23 protein-coding genes are annotated in these 15838 nt (G+C 71.8%); 22 read left to right on the top strand and 1 reads right to left on the bottom strand.

The window, feature by feature from the left end; genetic code table 11:
* The first annotated feature begins 24 nt into the window (after positions 1 to 24).
* From CTZ28_RS23625 to CTZ28_RS23525, 21 genes are all read left to right on the top strand, one after another.
* Complete coding sequence (locus tag CTZ28_RS23625; RefSeq protein WP_121891676.1) at positions 25 to 405, top strand: hypothetical protein; 381 nt, start codon at positions 25 to 27, stop codon at positions 403 to 405.
* A 755-nt stretch (positions 406 to 1160) separates the two neighbouring features.
* Positions 1161 to 1580 (top strand): hypothetical protein, encoded by a 420-nt coding sequence (locus CTZ28_RS48550; protein WP_259471762.1) that lies wholly within the window; start codon positions 1161 to 1163, stop codon positions 1578 to 1580.
* Positions 1577 to 2299 carry a zinc finger domain-containing protein gene (locus CTZ28_RS23610; protein ID WP_121891674.1) on the top strand — a complete coding sequence of 241 codons (723 nt, stop codon included), beginning with the start codon at positions 1577 to 1579 and terminating at the stop codon, positions 2297 to 2299. The genes CTZ28_RS48550 and CTZ28_RS23610 overlap by 4 nt, the downstream gene beginning before the upstream one ends.
* Positions 2296 to 2856 (top strand): hypothetical protein, encoded by a 561-nt coding sequence (locus CTZ28_RS23605; protein ID WP_121891673.1) that lies wholly within the window; start codon positions 2296 to 2298, stop codon positions 2854 to 2856. The genes CTZ28_RS23610 and CTZ28_RS23605 overlap by 4 nt, the downstream gene beginning before the upstream one ends.
* Positions 2853 to 2993, top strand: coding sequence for a hypothetical protein (locus tag CTZ28_RS47155; RefSeq protein ID WP_183154542.1), 141 nt, complete (start codon positions 2853 to 2855; stop codon positions 2991 to 2993). Before CTZ28_RS23605 ends, CTZ28_RS47155 begins: the two co-directional genes overlap by 4 nt.
* Positions 2994 to 3128: 135 nt before the next feature.
* Positions 3129 to 3614, top strand: a complete 486-nt coding sequence (locus CTZ28_RS23600; protein ID WP_121891672.1) for an HNH endonuclease — start codon at positions 3129 to 3131, stop codon at positions 3612 to 3614.
* The gene (locus CTZ28_RS23595; protein ID WP_121891671.1) at positions 3614 to 4138 is read left to right on the top strand and encodes a single-stranded DNA-binding protein; all 525 of its coding nucleotides are present in this window, start codon (positions 3614 to 3616) and stop codon (positions 4136 to 4138) included. The genes CTZ28_RS23600 and CTZ28_RS23595 overlap by 1 nt, the downstream gene beginning before the upstream one ends.
* Before the next feature lie 89 nt (positions 4139 to 4227).
* Positions 4228 to 4959, top strand: a complete 732-nt coding sequence (locus tag CTZ28_RS23590) for a hypothetical protein (RefSeq protein ID WP_121891670.1) — start codon at positions 4228 to 4230, stop codon at positions 4957 to 4959.
* A gap of 79 nt (positions 4960 to 5038) precedes the next feature.
* A complete protein-coding gene (locus CTZ28_RS23585) occupies positions 5039 to 5272 on the top strand; it encodes a hypothetical protein (RefSeq protein WP_121891669.1) in 234 nt (77 codons plus the stop codon).
* Positions 5269 to 5481, top strand: a complete 213-nt coding sequence (locus CTZ28_RS23580) for a hypothetical protein (RefSeq protein ID WP_121891668.1) — start codon at positions 5269 to 5271, stop codon at positions 5479 to 5481. The genes CTZ28_RS23585 and CTZ28_RS23580 overlap by 4 nt, the downstream gene beginning before the upstream one ends.
* Complete coding sequence (locus tag CTZ28_RS23575; RefSeq protein WP_121891667.1) at positions 5478 to 6602, top strand: coiled-coil domain-containing protein; 1125 nt, start codon at positions 5478 to 5480, stop codon at positions 6600 to 6602. Before CTZ28_RS23580 ends, CTZ28_RS23575 begins: the two co-directional genes overlap by 4 nt.
* A complete protein-coding gene (locus CTZ28_RS23570) occupies positions 6599 to 7393 on the top strand; it encodes a hypothetical protein (RefSeq protein ID WP_121891666.1) in 795 nt (264 codons plus the stop codon). The genes CTZ28_RS23575 and CTZ28_RS23570 overlap by 4 nt, the downstream gene beginning before the upstream one ends.
* A 196-nt stretch (positions 7394 to 7589) precedes the next feature.
* Positions 7590 to 8036: a hypothetical protein gene (locus tag CTZ28_RS23565; RefSeq protein WP_121891665.1), complete on the top strand. Its 447-nt coding sequence runs from the start codon at positions 7590 to 7592 to the stop codon at positions 8034 to 8036.
* A 53-nt stretch (positions 8037 to 8089) separates the two neighbouring features.
* On the top strand, positions 8090 to 8410 hold the full coding sequence (locus tag CTZ28_RS23560) for a hypothetical protein (protein ID WP_121891664.1): 321 nt from the start codon (positions 8090 to 8092) through the stop codon (positions 8408 to 8410).
* Between the two features lie 74 nt (positions 8411 to 8484).
* Entirely contained in the window at positions 8485 to 8871 is a 387-nt protein-coding gene (locus tag CTZ28_RS23555) for a helix-turn-helix domain-containing protein (protein WP_183154541.1), read from the top strand.
* A 233-nt stretch (positions 8872 to 9104) separates the two neighbouring features.
* Positions 9105 to 9500, top strand: a complete 396-nt coding sequence (locus CTZ28_RS23550; RefSeq protein WP_183154540.1) for a hypothetical protein — start codon at positions 9105 to 9107, stop codon at positions 9498 to 9500.
* 71 nt (positions 9501 to 9571) lie between these two features.
* A complete protein-coding gene (locus CTZ28_RS23545) occupies positions 9572 to 9763 on the top strand; it encodes a hypothetical protein (protein ID WP_121891661.1) in 192 nt (63 codons plus the stop codon).
* 19 nt (positions 9764 to 9782) lie between these two features.
* On the top strand, positions 9783 to 10343 hold the full coding sequence (locus CTZ28_RS23540; protein WP_121891660.1) for a helix-turn-helix domain-containing protein: 561 nt from the start codon (positions 9783 to 9785) through the stop codon (positions 10341 to 10343).
* Positions 10336 to 11601 carry a PBSX family phage terminase large subunit gene (locus CTZ28_RS23535; RefSeq protein WP_121891659.1) on the top strand — a complete coding sequence of 422 codons (1266 nt, stop codon included), beginning with the start codon at positions 10336 to 10338 and terminating at the stop codon, positions 11599 to 11601. The genes CTZ28_RS23540 and CTZ28_RS23535 overlap by 8 nt, the downstream gene beginning before the upstream one ends.
* A 15-nt stretch (positions 11602 to 11616) precedes the next feature.
* Positions 11617 to 11820 (top strand): hypothetical protein, encoded by a 204-nt coding sequence (locus tag CTZ28_RS23530; protein ID WP_121891658.1) that lies wholly within the window; start codon positions 11617 to 11619, stop codon positions 11818 to 11820.
* 43 nt (positions 11821 to 11863) lie between these two features.
* The gene (locus CTZ28_RS23525) at positions 11864 to 13282 is read left to right on the top strand and encodes a phage portal protein (RefSeq protein ID WP_472926670.1); all 1419 of its coding nucleotides are present in this window, start codon (positions 11864 to 11866) and stop codon (positions 13280 to 13282) included.
* Between the two features lie 7 nt (positions 13283 to 13289).
* Here the strand turns inward: CTZ28_RS23525 and CTZ28_RS48545 are convergent, their stop codons facing one another.
* Complete coding sequence (locus tag CTZ28_RS48545; protein ID WP_259471761.1) at positions 13290 to 13418, bottom strand: hypothetical protein; 129 nt, start codon at positions 13416 to 13418, stop codon at positions 13290 to 13292.
* Positions 13419 to 13607: 189 nt separating this feature from the next.
* On the opposite strand from CTZ28_RS48545, the gene CTZ28_RS23520 reads away from it, so the two are divergent.
* Entirely contained in the window at positions 13608 to 15836 is a 2229-nt protein-coding gene (locus CTZ28_RS23520; RefSeq protein WP_121891715.1) for a phage minor capsid protein, read from the top strand.
* The last annotated feature ends 2 nt before the right edge of the window (positions 15837 to 15838 follow it).

Raw genomic sequence — 15838 nt, 5'->3', positions numbered from 1 at the left:
GGCCCGCACACCGGAGACATCCCCATGGACCAGATCCACCCGCGCGACCGGTACGACCTCGACGACTACACCCGAGGCATCACCCCGGCGACGTTCGCCGACGTCACCAACGCCGCCGCCCTCGCCCGCAAGACGCTCCGCAGCAACGACATCCCGCCGCGCGCTACTGCGCTGAGCCTGGCCCGCGCCCTGCTCGCCGTCTCCCGCCGCCTGCTCGCCGCCGAGGACGCCCACACCGACACCCGGCTCGCCGTCGCCTGCCACGTTGCCGCCGCCGACGCCGGAGACGACCCGACCCCGGCCGACCTGCTCGCCACGCTCACCAAGGCCGGGCAGCCGCTCGGCGACGACATGCTCGCCCACGGCCGCGCCGAGCACACCGCCGCGACGGCCGCCCCCTGGTGAGCGACGACAAGCCGCCGCCGTCCTGCGAGCACGGCAACCCCCGGTGCCACGCCCGGCCCGCCCGGTTCTACCCGTGCGGCTGGAAGTGCGACGACCACCAGCCCGCCCGCACCCACCGCCGCCACGTGTAACAGAAATCGGCCGACGACGTACTACAAGCAACCGGCCACCCGGGGCGAGGCCCCGCTCTCGCCCCGGGCCCCAGCACGACAGGAGCGACCCCCGTGACCCTCGACGCTATGGATTGGGTGTGGACCCGCGCGAAATCGCGCGGGAACGCCCGCCTGGTCCTGCTCGCCGTCGCCGATGCAGCGACCGGCCCGGACGCCACCGCGCGCATGGGTACGGCCGAGTTCATGCGCCGCCTGAACGTCGGCCGCTCGACCGCGCGGGCCGCCGTCGACGCTGCCCTCGCCAGTGGCGAACTGGTCGAGGAGGAGCCCGCCAAAGGCAGCCGCGCAACGAAGTACGTCATCCCCGGAGCCGTCGGGTACGCCCGCACTGCCGACGCTACCGGGCCGGAATCCGGCCCCTCTACCGGGCCGAATCTCGGCCCCCTAAGCCCTACCGGGCCGAAATCCGGCCCCCTAGAGCAGGCCCCGGAAACCCAGGGGCCGGATTTCGGCCCCCTAGCCGCTAAGGGGCCGAATCTCGGCCCCTCTACCGGGCCGGAATCCGGTCCCCTAGCGCTGTGGCACGAGCACCCCGAAGAGCGTGTTACGCGCGCGCGGGCTTCCTTTAAAGCATTTGAACGAATGAATGAAGGAGAGAGTAGGCGCGCCCGTGACGACGTCGCCGTGATCCCCGACTTCGCCCGCCCCCTCGTCGACCAGATCAGTGCCGCCCGGATATACCCCGCGTGGACTCTCACCCCCGCTGAGTGGTTCACCGTCGACGCGCTGATCAAGAAATGCGGCGCCGACATGCTCGCCACCGCCGCCGTACAGGCCGCCCAGCGGGCCCGGAACGGCGTCGCCCACGCCCGGTACTTCCTGCGGGCGTGGCAGGCCCTACCGCCCGCCCCACCGCCCGGCACCGTCCCGGCCGCCGCCCCGGCCGCTCCCGCCCGCGGCTCGAACGTCGTCCCGTTCCCCGGCACCACCGGATCCGGCCGCGTCGCCCAGTCCGCCGACTACCTCGCCCAGGCCCTCGCCGCCATGGAGGCCCAGCAGTGACCCCCCGCGAAGTCGCCGCCCTGCTCGCCTACGTCGTCAAGCTCGACCCCCGGCTCGCCCTCGACGACCAGGCCGCCGCCGCCGACCGCCTCGCCCAGTGGTGCGACCTGCTCAGCGACGTACCGGCGACCGCCCACGGGTGGGACGCCGCCCGCACCGCCCGCGACCACATCGCCCGCAGCCCGTACCGCATCCAGCCGTCGGACGTGTCCCGCCCGTGGCACGCCCACAAGGCCAACACCATGTCCCGGCACGTGGGCACGTTCGAGCCGACCGCACACCCGGAAATCGACCCCGACGACGACACGGGGAACGCCTACGTCGCTGCCCTGCGCCGCGAACGACTCGCCGTCGCGTCCGGCCAGCGGGCCCCGACCACGCACCGCGCTCTCACCGCGGGCCCGGCCGCCGCCGAGGTCGAGCGCCGCCTCGCCGCACTCGGCGAGTACATGCCGCCCACCGTCGCCCAGGCCCTCGCCCGGTACCGGCCGCAGCGCGCCGAGCGGGAGCGCCTGGCCCGCGAGGACGCCCCCGACCCGCTCACCGTCGCTTGCACGTGGTGCAACGCCCCGGAGGGCGAGCCGTGCCGTCGCCGCGCCATCAACCCCCGCAACCAGCAAACCCGTTACCGCGCAAGCAGCAAGCCGCACCCGTGCCGCGTCGAGGACGCCACCGCGGCGTACCTCGCCCGCCGCAACCGCCAGGAGGCACACGCATGAGCCCGACCCCGAAGCAGGCCCGCACCCACCGCCGTAAGGCCGTGCCCACCGATCGGACGAAGAACGTCACGTCGTGGCGTGTCGAGGCCAGTTGGGACCACCGGCCCGACGCCCCGGTCGTGATCCGGACGTCGGACAAGAAGCGCGCCCGCCGGAAGGTGGTCGAGCTTGCCGACAAGGGCGCATACGTGATCTTCCAGGAGCACGAAGGTTGGGACCGGTGGCGCACGGTGCGCGAGGTCGACGGCGCCGCCCTGCTCGCCGAGCGCGCCGCCGAGCAGCAGCTCGCCGCCGCCGGCCACCCGCCGACCCCGGCCGGATACCGGCCGGACACCGAGGACCGTCACCGGACGTGGCTCGCATGGATGGACGCCCGCGCCGAGGGCGAGCGCCGCGCCGCGGAGCAGGCCGCCCGCGAGCAGGCCGAGGCCGACGCCCGCCGACGCCGCCTCGCCGCAGAAGCCCGCCAGCACGCCCGCGCCTTGATGAGCCCGCCGACGATTGTCCGGCCCGAACACCGGCAGCGCGCCCGGCACATCACCGGGGCCCAGCGATGACCCCGGCCGCCATCGCCGTTGTACGGGCCGCCATCGAGGACGCCCAGCGCGACCAGGTCGAGCAGGCCGAGGAAGTCGTCGCCCGCATCGAGGCCGAACTACTCGCCGAAGGATGGACCCTCAGCCCCACCGCGTAGCGCCACGGAGGGGCACACCGTCAAAAACCCAGGGTGCCCCCCCTGTGCTACGTTTCACGCACGAGTGGATTGCAACCGCTTGCGCGTGAATCTTCCGCAAGCTGCGTCCTACATCCCGCCCGGAGGCACATCCCGATGGAACGGCCCAGCCCAGCCGAGCGCTTCGCCGCCAAGACGACCACCGGGCCCATCCCCGCCGGCCTTTCGACGCCCTGCCTGCTCTGGCCCGAGACCAGCCTCGACCGCGACGGCTACGGCCGCTTCTGGGTTGACGGCCGCCACGTCTCCGCCCACCGCTACGGCTACGAGCACAAGCGCGGCCCGATAGACGTCGGCCTTGAACTCGACCACCTGTGCAGCGTCCGCCGGTGCGTCGCCGACGACCACCTCGAACCCGTCGACCACCGGACCAACGTCCTGCGCTCGACCGGCCCGTCGGCCGTCAACGCCCGCCGCACTACGTGCGTGAACGGCCACGACCTCACCGACCCCGCGGTCGTCCACATCAGCTACCCCGCATCGCACCCCAACGGCATGCGCAAGTGCCGTGTCTGCGCCCGCACCCGTGGCCGACGGACCACCCCGACCACCACCACCCACACCGAGAGGACCGCCGCGTAATGGCAGGCGAAACCGTCATCACCTTTTCCGGCAACGTCGTTGCCGACCCCGAGCTGAAGTTCACCCCGTCCGGCGCCGCCGTCGCGAACTTCCGCATGGCCAACACCCCCCGCACCCTCGACCGCCAGACCAACGAATGGAAGGACGGCGACCCGCTGTTCCTCAGCGTGGCCGTGTGGCGCCAGCAGGCCGAGCACGTCGCCGAATCCATCCGCCGCGGCGACCGCGTAATCGTTGTCGGCCGACTCCAGCAGCGCCAGTACGAAGACCGCGAGGGCAACAAGCGGTCGTCGTACGAGATCCAGGCCGACGAAGTCGCCGTGTCCCTGCTGCGCGCCACCGCCGCCGTCACCAAGCAGAACGGCGCCCAGAACCGCCAGCAGGGCTACGGCCAGGCACAGAGCCAGGGATACGGCCAGCAGGGCGCACAGCAGCCGTACGGAACCCCGCAGGGCGACCCGTGGGCCAACGGCCAGACCGCCGCAGGCCAATGGGGCAGCGCAGTGAACGAACCCCCCTTCTGATGCCCTCGCCGCGACCGGACGCGGGCCCGCTCATGCGCGCGCCCGCACGCGAATACACCCCACCACTGACACCCCGGAGGGCCCACGCCATGACCCGCATTCCCGACGCCGTCGCCGTCGCCTCCCTCGACACGCACCGCCTGATCGTCGCCGTCCCGAACGACGGCCTGGCCAAGATCACGACGAACCTCCCCCGCCCCGTCGCCGCCGACGTGCTGCGCCAGATCGCCGCCGACCTCGACAGCCCGGCCGGCCGTTGCGAGACCGCCCTCGCCACCGGCCGCCCGTGCCCCGTGCACGACGGCCCCGCCGCCGCCCTGCTCGCTGCCGCCGCCGAGGCTGGCCCCGCGTTTACCCGCGGCATGAGGAAGGCGCCGCGCCCCGCCGGCCTCGACGCCCTGCTCGACCACGTCGCCGCCGCCATAAGCGCCACCGACGACGAGCACCAGGACCAGGCCGCCGAGGAGCCCGACACGCTCACCGTCGACGACGTGCGCGAAGCCCTCGCGTTCAACGCCGGCGAGGCCGACCAGGTGCTCGCCACGCTGCGCGACATCCTGCTCGCCGCCGCCGACGACTGCACCCCCGAGCAGGCCCTCGCCACTGCCCGAATACTGCTCACCGCACACGCCCGACAGATCGCCGCCATGGTCGAGGCCCACTACAGCGCCACCCGGACCCGATGGGGACTCACCCGGTCGACCCGCGGCCTGCTCACCGGCTACGAGGGCGCCCGGAAGATCGTCACCGCGTACGCCGACGGCCTCGCCGACGAGCAGGCCCTCGCCGAGGGCGCAGCAGCCGACCAGGCCAAGCCGTGACCCACACCGCCGCCAGCGTCCGCCTGATCACGTGGGCCCTGTCCAGCGAGCCCGGCCGGTACCCGGAGGACGACCAGGCATGATCCGCGACCACTGGTTCCGTGCCGACCACACGGGCGCCCCGTGCCTCTACTCGGGGTGCGGGCGCCCGCAGGCCGAGCACGTCGAGTCCGTCGGCGAGTGGATGGCCCCCCGCCACTGGTTCCGGCCCGTGCTGCGCCGTCCCTCACGCTGCGCCCAGTGCGGCCGGCCGTTCGGCCACTCGACGCACCACGGCAGCCGCAAGAACCGCCGACTGTGGCACACCCGATGACCTCTGCCAGGGCGTGCCGGGCGTGCCGCCGCCCGCTCACCGCGCCCTCGCCCGACGGGTACGGCCCGAAGTGCCGGCGGAAACACCGGCAGCCGCCCGACGTCCAGGCCCACGGCGGAGACCTGTTCACCCTCGCGCAGCAGCCGCGTCCCGCCCCCATCGCTCACCCCACCCTCGACGACGCCGACCAGGAGCAGCAGCCCACATGAGCTCCCGCACCACCACCCGCGCCCCCAAGGGCCGCAACCTCGACCGCCTCGACCGCCGCGCCATCGTCGCGAACCTGCTCGCCCGCGCTCACCGCGCCAGGCTGACGCCTGCCGAGGCCGCTCTACTCGGCGACTACGTATACCAAGAGCGGCGCCTCGCCGACGAGAACCGCCGCGCCATGGCCGGCACAACCCAGGCCCTCGAACGCCACCGCGAGGCAGCCGACGCCGCCATACGCGAACTGGAACAGCGCGCCGTCGATGCCGAGCGCCGCCACGTCGAGGCCGTCGCCGAGCAGCAGCACACGGAGCAGGGCGACGCCGCCGCCATCCACCTTGCCAACAGTGCCGCCACCGCGTGGAAGCAGCGCGCCGAGCAGGCCGAGGAGATAGCGCGCACCGCGCACCAGTGCAGCAACGAGGCCGAACGCCAACGGGCCGCCGCCGAGCAGCAGCTCGCCGCCGCACGCGACCGCATCGAGGGCGAGCAGCGCCGCGGCGACGTGCTCGACCAGACCCTCGCCGAGGTACGCCGTCGGCACCGCGGGGCGTGCGACCGCGTCGACCAGGTGCTCGCCGTCCTCGCCCGCGTCCGCAACGCCCAGACACTCGGCGACGCCCTCGCCGCGGTCGCCGAACACGACGGCCTGTCCCCGGCCGCCGCACGGCTGCACGCCCGCATCCTCGACCGCGCCGACACTGTCGAGGCCCGCCTCGCCGAGCAGCAGCGCGAGCACGAGGTCGCCCTCGCCGCCGCCGAGGAGGCCGCCACCACATCAGAGCGCGCCGCCGAGCAGCACCGCCGCGCCCTCGCCGCCGCCCTCGCCCGGCCGGCCGGTACGCCGTTCGGCGACCTCACCAAGTACGCAGCGAAGACGCTCACGCGTTCCGGCGAGCGCATCCTCGACGCCGAGCACCGCGCCACCCGGTACCGGACCGCTTGGCTCGCCGCCCGCCGCGACCGCAAGGCCGACCGCGCCGCCATGGCCGCCGAGTTGCCGCTCGTACAGGCCGGCCGCCAGGCCCTCACCGTCGCCGAGGCCGCCGACTACATGCGCCAGTGGGCCGCCGCCGACGTGCCGGCCGCCCAGTTCGTCACCACCCCGGAGCAGCCCCGATGAACACCCCGACCGACCGGGGCCAGCAGGCCGCCGACGACCTCGCCGCCGTCCGCGAGCAGTGGGGCGACCTGCTCGCCGCGATATCCGAACCGCCGCGCCCGGCCGAGTGGATGCCGTACGAGCGCCGCGGATTCCTCGACCAGCTCGCCGCGGACGACCGCGCCGGCGACGAGCCGACCGTCGGCCGTCTGCCCCTGGTCGTGCGCGAGCACCCCGCGCCGGCGAATCTGCGCGCGCTCGACGCCGCCCTCGCCGTCGAGTCCGACCTGTTCGCCATGTGCGACGCCGTCGCCGAGCAGGTACAGCGCACCGTCGACCGCGACGACCCGCGACTGTGGAGCCTGCCCACCGTGCGGGCCGCGGAGTGGAGGCACGACGCCGACCGGATCGGCGACCGCATCGGTTCCCGCGCGCACGGGCTGCATTGGGCGTGCGTCTACCTCGCCGGCCGCGCCCTGTCCGAGCTTGACGGCGAGCTGTTCCGGATCACGCCGGCGCCCCTGCTCGACCAGATAGCCGCCGTGGCCGGCGCCGCGCGCCGCCGCGTCGAGGGTGCGCTCGGCCGCGAGGGGCGGACGCTCACGCTCGACGACCGGTGCCCGTTCTGCAAGGGCGGGATGATCACCGTGCACAACGGCGGAGGGGACCCGCGGGCCGCCGTGGCGACCTGTTCAACCGGGTCCGTGTGCCCCGCGCCCGTCGACGTCGAGCGGGGGCGTAGGGCGTGGCGGGGGGCCGACCTGGTCGCGTTGTGGGTCGCGATCAACGCCCGGCGCACCGTGCCCGCGTAGGGCCCGCAGACGGCCGCACAGGGCCCCCAACTCTCACCGCACGTCGGGAGGTTGGGGGCCCGGCTCTTTCCCCGCCCTGTTGTGTACTAGGTACAGGACCAAGTACAGTCACCGTCACGCAGGACCCCGGACGTCACCCGGGCCCGCCGTTCACCGGCCGGACGTCACCCGGCCCGACCCAAGGGAGCAACCCCCAGTGCGCGTCACCATTCCCGGAGCCCTCGCCGACCACCTCGCCGCCGCCGACCTCGCAACCGGCCCCGCGTCCGTCGACCCGGCCGCGCCCGCCGCGCGCGCCACCCTCGACGCCGGACGCCGCGGACGTGGCCGCACGCTGGTGATCACCCCCAGGTCGACCGCCGTACTCCAGTTCATCAGCGCGTTTGCCGAGGCCGTCCTGATCAACCGCACGTTGCACACCACGGCCGAGGTGCGCGCCGCCCATACATGGCTCGACCGCGTCGGCCGCGCCACGACCACGCTCGCCGCCGACCTCGCCGCCGCCCAGGCGCAGCAGGCTGCCGCCCTGGTCACTGAGGCCGAGGCCACCGCGGACACATGGCGCGGCAAGTGGATCGGCGAACGCACCACCGCGCCCGCCCTGTTCTCCCTCGACCGCGAACAAGGCGCCCTGTTCGCGTAGCCCCCAGCCCGCCTCGACCGGGGCAGGCCCCGACCGAAGACCGGAGTGATTACATGAGCGCCAAGCCGTTCGACTTCGAACTCGCAGAGAAGAAGCTCACCGACGGGTTCATTGATGAATTGCTAAAGCACGCCGAGCAATTCAGGGCCGTGCGCGACGTCATACGCGAGGGCTCCGACAGTCTCGACCGCCGCTTGGCACGTGCCGGACTGGTGCGTCGGGAGTGGAGGGAGACCGAGGAATCCCTACCCTCCCTGATCACCGAAGCGCGCGACAACGGACACAGCGTCGACGGCATCGCTTACACGCTCGGCGTGACCGAGTCGTACGTCTACCGGATCTTGCGTAAGTCCCGCTCCGCCAAAGACCAGTAACCCGCACACAGGTGCGGCCCGCACACGGTGACGTCACCACCGGGCGGGCCGACTAACCAATGGGAGCAACCCCCATGGCCACCACAGAGACTACCGGCGCCCTCACCCTCGACCAGCGGCGCGCCACCGTGCGCCGCCTCGCCGCCGAACAGGTATCCAACCGCGAGATAGCGCGCCGCCTCGGTATCCACCATCGCACCGTGGCGCGCGACCTCGAAGCGCCGACCGCGCCGGCCGAAGCGCCACAGACCGCGCCACCCGCCCCGACCAGCGGTGTACCCCGCGCGCCACGCCTGTTGTACGACCTCGAACCGGCGCTCATCCAAGATCTCAACGTGCTCACCGACCCGCACACCGGCGCACTGATCGCCCCCGTCCGCGCCTATCTCCGCGCCGCCGCCAACGGCCGCCGCACCGCACTGCGCGAGGTGGCGCGGAGCATCGGAGCCGCGGACGAGTAGCCGTGCGACCGGTCGCGCGTCGGCCCGCGCACAGGAGTTGCGTCGTTATCGATTCGTGACCTACAGTTGGCCGCGTCTCCGCCGTGCCCGCATCCGGGCCGGACGCACACAGACCGAACGCCCCCGCATCAAGCACTGCGGGGGCGTCACGCGTTCCCGTGCACTGCGCAACCGTCACAGTCCCCTCACGCGTCCCACACATGACGTACTCGTACGACCGTGGGGGGAACCACGTGAACCGCACCACCCTGACCGCGCTTGCCGCGCTCACCCTCGCTGCCGCGCTCACCGCGTGCAGCAGCAGCGACAGCACGAGCAGCAAGCCCGCCGCCGACGCCCCGCCCTACAAGATCACCCGGCAGGACAAGAGCGGCAACCAGCGGCAAGTCACGGTCGAGGTCACCTCAACCAAGGATCTTCGCGCCGTGTTCGACGACGTCACGGCCAAGCTCACCGACGACGCCGGATGGTTCGTCGAGATCAACTGCTCGACCGGCGGAACCGCCGGCGCTGACAACCGGTTGGCCAACGGGAAGAAGGCCGTAGGGAACATCGGCGCCGCCTCGACCGGCCTCGACGACGGGAAGACCGAATACGAGGCCAACGAGGGCCGTTCCTGCCCCGCGTAACGCCTCGACCTCAACGCCCCACCGCATACCCGCGGTGGGGCGTTCCTCATGCCCGGAAGGAACCCCGCCCCGTGATCTTCAAGGTTCGCCCCGACACCACCCGCCTTGCCCAGGACGCCTACGAGGCGTACGTGACCGCCGTCAACGGCACCTCCGTGAACGGCGACACCCTGCCCGAGTGGGACGCCCTGTCCCGCCCCGTACAGAACGCGTGGAAGCTCTCCGCCGAGGCCGTACGGCACCGCGTCGAGCTGAACGCCTGAACCGTCGCGGGGGTGAGCCATGGCCGCCCGCCCCATCACCGACAAGGACCGCGCCGCCGTCAAGCGGCTGCACAAGCAGGGCAAGAGCCGTAACGACATCGCCCGCGCCATCAAGCGCAGCCCGTCGACCGTCTCGAAGATCGCCGCCGCGTTCGACCCCCCGCTGACGTTCGACCGTGCCCCACAGGTCGAGGCCGCGACCGCCGTACGGAAAGCCGACCTCGCCGCGCGCCGCGCCCAGTTCGCCGAACGGCTCCAGGACATCGCCGAGCGCGAGGCCGACAAGATGAACGCGCCTACCCTGTACTGGGAATGGGGCGGCAAAGACCACACGTACGCGCAGAAGCTCGCCGACGAGCCGACCCCGGCCGACCGGCGCGCGATCATGTCGACCATCGCGACCGCAGTCGACCGCTCCCTGAAGCTGGTTCCGCCGAAGGACGACGGAGGCTCCGAGTCCCGTAGCGTGATCGGCGACCTCATGGCCGGCCTCGCCCGCGACTACGCCGAACGCAACGGCGGACCACCACCCGAGTTCGTGCCCGAGGACCAGGCCGCCGAGGACGACGCCGATGCGTAGCCGCCTCGCGCTCTCCCCCAAGCAGATAGACAGCATCATGGAGGCCCGCGCGTTTCAGAACGTGTGGGAAGGGTCGGTCCGTTCGGGGAAGACGATCGCGAGCCTGTTGCGGTGGCTGGACTTTGTGGCCAACCGGCCCGAGGGCGGCGAGCTGGTCATGGTCGGCCGCACCCGCGACAGCCTCGCCCGGAACGTGTTCGGGCCGCTCATCGATCCGACGATCTTCGGCAAGGTCGCCCGGGACATCCACTACACCAGCGGCGCGCCCACCGCGAACGTGCTGGGGCGCACCGTGCATGCGCTCGGCGCCAACGACGCCCAGGCCGAACCGAAGGTCCGCGGCCTCACGTGCGCCGGCGCCTACTGCGACGAGATCACCACGCTTCCCCGCACGTTCTACGACCAACTCAACGCCCGATGCTCGGTCGAGGGATCGAAGATTTTCGGGACGACCAACCCGGATAATCCGAACCACTGGGCCCGCAAGGAGTACCTGCTTCGCCCCCGCGAGACCCGGTTGCGTTCCTGGCACTTCGTCATGGACGACAACCCCGGCTTGTCCGAGGGGTACAAGGCTCGTACGAAAGCCAGCTATCAGGGCCTGTTCTACAAGCGGAACGTTCAGGGTCTGTGGGTGATGGCCGAGGGAGCCATCTACGAGGCGTACGACGAGGCACAGCATGTCGTCGACACGCTTCCGGAGATGCGCCGGTACTGGCTCGGCATGGACTACGGCACCGTCAACGCCACGTCCGTGATCCTGCTCGGCGAGGGAGTCGACGGCCGCCTGTACGCGTGCGCCGAGTGGCGGCACGACTCCCGCAAGGCACAACGCCAGATGACCGACGCCCAGTACTCCGCAGCGATCCGGGCGTGGCTGGCCAACTACCGGCCGCCGAATGCACCCGCGACCGCGCCGAAGGGCGTCATCCCGGAGTGGTCGTTCGTCGACCCGTCCGCCGCGAGCTTCATCCGGCAGGCGTACGAGGACGACTTCCCGAACCTCGCCAAGGCCAGCAACGACGTGGGCGACGGTATCCGCGATGTGGCGTCCCTGCTCGCCGCCGGCCTGCTCCGCATCCACCGCTCATGCACCGGTCTGCTCGACGAGCTGCCCGGCTACGTGTGGGACGAGAAAGCCGCCGAGCGCGGCGAGGACAAGCCCGTCAAGATCAACGACCACTCGGTGGACGCATTGCGGTACGTCATCCACTCGACCGCCCACGAGTGGCGGCACCTGCTCGCCCTCGCCGCGTAAGGAGGACCGCCGCCCATGGCCGCGACCCCGCCGTTCCCCATCGTCAATCTGCCCGTGGCGCTCATCGTGGGTGACTACACCGCCGAGGTAGGTCAGCTCACCCTCGGTCCGAACGAGACCATCCGGGGCGCTCTCGCCGAACTGTTCCGCGCTGCCGCCGACGCCCTCGACCACGACGAAGCCGAGGAGGTGAGCCCCGATGCCGCTTCCCGCGGATAACACCCCGTGGCCGCCGCCCCAATGGGCCCGGCATTACCGTGAGATGGCCGTAGACGACGCCTGGTACTCCGGTGACCGTCACCGCCTGTCCAGCCTGTACCGGGCGCAGGCCACCCGCGAGCGCAAGTGGCGCTTGTGGGGCCGACGGAAGCAGGGCGACACGCGGCCGGATCACCGCTTGCATGTCCCCCTCGCCGGCGACATCGCCGCGACGTCCGCCGACCTGCTGTTCGCCGACATGCCGAAGATCACCGTGGAGGACGCGGCGACTCAGGCCCGCCTCGACGACCTCGCCGACCGCGGCCGGCTGCAATCGCTGTGTCTCGGCGCCGCCGAGCAGGCCGCCGCCCTGTCCGGCGTCTACCTGCGGACGACATGGGACCGCGACGTCGCCGACTATCCCCTGATCACCAGCGTGCAGCCCGACCAGGCCATTCCCGAGTTCCGGTTCGGCATGCTCCGGTCGGTGCTGTTCTGGCGGGAACTGCCCAGCCAGCACACCGACCGTGAGGTGTGGCGGCACATCGAGGCACACGAACCCGGCTACGTCCGACACGCCCTGTACCTGGGGACGCGGAACAATCTCGGCCGCCTCATGTCCCTTGTGGACCACACTGAGACGCACGGCCTGGTCGACAGCCTCGACGCGGCCGGCGACGGGCAGACAATCAGCACGGGGATACAGCAGCTCACCGCGAGCTACGTCCCGAACATGCTGCCCAACCGGCTGCACCGAACCGCGCCGATCGGACGCTCGGACTACGCCGCCCCAATTCACGACCTTTTCGACAGCCTCGACGAGACATGGACGAGTTGGATGCGCGACATCCGCCTCGCCCGCGCGCGGCTGATCGTCCCCGATGCCTACCTACGCGACAACGGCCCCGGGCAGGGCGCCACGTTCGACGGCGAGGCCGAAGTGTGGGCCGGCCTGAAGATCCCGCCCAACGAGGGCGGCACCGGCATCACGCTCGCTCAGTTCAAGATCAGGGTCGCCGAACACAAGGCAACCGCCGAAAGCCTGGTGACGCAGGCAGCACAGTCCGCCGGCTACTCGCCCAGTTCGCTCGGCCTTGACTCCGACGGACAACCGGTGACCGCGACCGAGGTGGACGATCGGTTTCGGCGCAGCAGGACCACGCGCACGAAGAAGGCCGGCCACTGGCGACATGCCCTCGCCGAGCAACTGCACGTACAGCTCTTGCTCGACCGCGCCCTGTTCGGCAGCAGGGTCACGCCACAGCGCCCCACCGTCGAGTTCGGATCGGGCGTGGCCGAGTCCATGCAATCGGTCGGGACGACCCTCGACCTGCTCGCCCGCGCCGGCGCCGTCAGCACTGCGACCAAGGTCAAGGTGTTGCACCCGGAATGGGACGACACCGCCGTGAAGGCCGAGGTGGCGCTCATTCTTGCCGAGACCGGCGCAAGCGCGCCGGACCCGGTCGGGGCGTTCCCGCTGTGACCTCGCGTCAACGTGCACCAAACACGATGCGCAGCAACCGCTCGGCGGTGGCGCGTAGTTGCGGGTCAGGATGCGCGAGAGCTACGAGGAACAGAGCGGTAAAGACAGCGCTCAGGGCGCCGAGAGATTCAGTCATGGCGCGACGTTAATCAGTACCAGGCGGGGGACGAACGTATTCGGTAACTCGCGAGACTTTTTGTAATTACTGTGCGTGATACGCACTGCTCGGATAGCTCATCCGACGAGACGGGCCCCGAAATGTCCAATTCGGGATTTGGCTTGTATTGACCCGTCATTCGCCTGGTTGCGAGGTGAGGGGGTGCTGATGCCGATCCATCCCGGCATGGTGGAAGACCTCGCCGCGGGCACCCGCGACTTGTACGCCCAGACCGAGGAACGGCTACTCGGCATCATCGCCCGACAGCTCGCCGCCGGCCTCGACGCTCCGGGGTGGGCCGAGCGCAAGCTCGCCGCCGTGCAGGCCCTGCGCGCCGCTTCACAGGCTGTTGTGGACGAGGCGGGGAAGGCCGTCACCCTTGACGTGTTCGAGGCCGTCGCCGAGGCGTACAACACCGGTCACCGCGCCGCGGTCGCCGAGTTGGGCGCCCTGTCCGACGACGGCCGCCGCCTGGTCGACGACGTCACCCCGAACGCGCAGGCTGTCGACCGCCTTGCCGAGCAGACCGCGACCCTGCTCACCGACCGGCACCGCTCGATTCTGCGGACCGTCGAGGACGGATACCGCGATGTCGTCGCCCAGGTGACCGCAACGCCCCTGCTCGGCACCGGCACCCGCCGGCACGCCACACAGGACGCCATGCGCGCATGGGCCGACCGCGGGATCACGTCGTTCACGGACCGCGCCGGCCGCCGATGGCAGCTCACCTCTTACGCCGAGATGGCCGTACGGACGTCCGTCGGACGGGCCGCGACCGAGGCGCACGCCCGCACCCTCACCGACGCCGGAATCGATCTCGTGATCGTCTCCGACGCCCCGCGAGAGTGCCCGCTCTGCCGGCCCTGGGAAGGCAAGGTGTTGTCCCTCGCCGGCCCGGACGGACGTCACACGGTCGACGTCGAGCACGCCATCGAGGACGGCCGCATGGTCCGGGTGGACGTCGCCGGCAGCCTCGACGAGGCCCGGCGGGCAGGGTTTCAGCACCCCAACTGCCGTCACTCGACATCCGCTTACACCCCCGGCATCACCCGCCTTGAGACGCCCGACAGCGACCCCAGCGGGTACGAGGCAGGGCAACGACAACGGGAGATCGAGCGGCACATCAGGCGGTACAAGAACCGTGCCGCCGCCGCGGTCGACCCGGAGGCCAAGCGGCAGGCGAACGCGAAGGTGAGGCAGTGGCAGGGCGCCATGCGCGACCACCTCGACGCCCACCCCGGCCTACGCCGCTTGCGCCACCGTGAGCAGCCCGGAGCCTCGAACCTCCCCGAGCCGCGCCGGCCGGCGACGCCCGAGCAGGTCGACGCCGCCCGCGTGTGGTCCGGGGACGATCGCAGCGTGCGCGCCATGACCGACGACCAGCTTGCCGCCGCGGAGCGCTCCGGCCTGCTCGACCAGCGGGCCCGCGACCGTATTGCCGCGGAGGCCGACCGTCGCGACCTCGACGACCTGCTCGACCGCGCCGTCCCGGGCGGACGCCTCGCCGACGACCTCACCGGTTTCTCTGACGACGAGTTGGGCCGTCTGCTCGCCCATGCCGACACGTCCGACGCGCTGCGCATCGCCGGCGAACTTGACCGCCGCGACCTCGCCGCGCGTCTGCCGGACGTCCGCACCGACCTTGTGCACCTGTCCGACGACCAGCTCGCCGCGCGCGTGCGCGAGGCCATCGAGCACGGCACCGACGATGTGTCCGTGCTCGCCGCCGAGGCGCACCGCCGCGACCTGCTCGCCGCCTACTTCCCGAACGGGACGTTGGCCGCAGACCTGTCGCAGGTGGGCGACGACGCCCTCGCCTGGTGCATGCAGTACGCCAACGACGAGGAGCTACTACGGATCGCCACGGAGATGGACCGGCGCGACGCCGTGCCCCTGCCCCCGCCGGCCGCGACCGGCGACGCCGTGGCCGACCTGCTCGCCGACCGCGACGCGCTCGCCGACGCCATGGGCAACGCCCCCGACCCCGAAGGGTGGGGCGCCCTCGCCGATGACGCCGCGTGGGCACAGGAGTTGGCCGCCGCCATCGCCGCCGACGCCGCCCGTGGCGTGACCGCGGAGACGGCCCGGCAGGTGACCCGCGCCGAGGCCCGCGCCATGTACGACGAGTACGTGTACCGGCAGATGCTCGCCGCCGAGCACGACCTGAACGGCTACCTTCTGAACAAGAAGGCGCAGGTCGCCGGGCACAACCCCATCAGCTTGTTCTCTGGCCCGGCACGTATCGCCTACGCGCGCGCGTCGGACGAGCTGAAAGAGTGGTGGGCGACGCACGGCCGCCTCACTCAGGCCGAGTTCATCGAGAAAGCCACCGGCCAGACACAGCGTTGGGCCGCCGGCGCCCGCAAGGCCGAGTCCGACCACCAGAACAAGAGGTGAGC

The sequence above is a fragment of the Streptomyces shenzhenensis genome, assembly GCF_003688995.1.
In the GTDB taxonomy this organism is placed as follows: Bacteria; Actinomycetota; Actinomycetes; order Streptomycetales; family Streptomycetaceae; genus Streptomyces; species Streptomyces shenzhenensis_A.
This window is presented reverse-complemented; position numbering and strand designations above follow the sequence as displayed.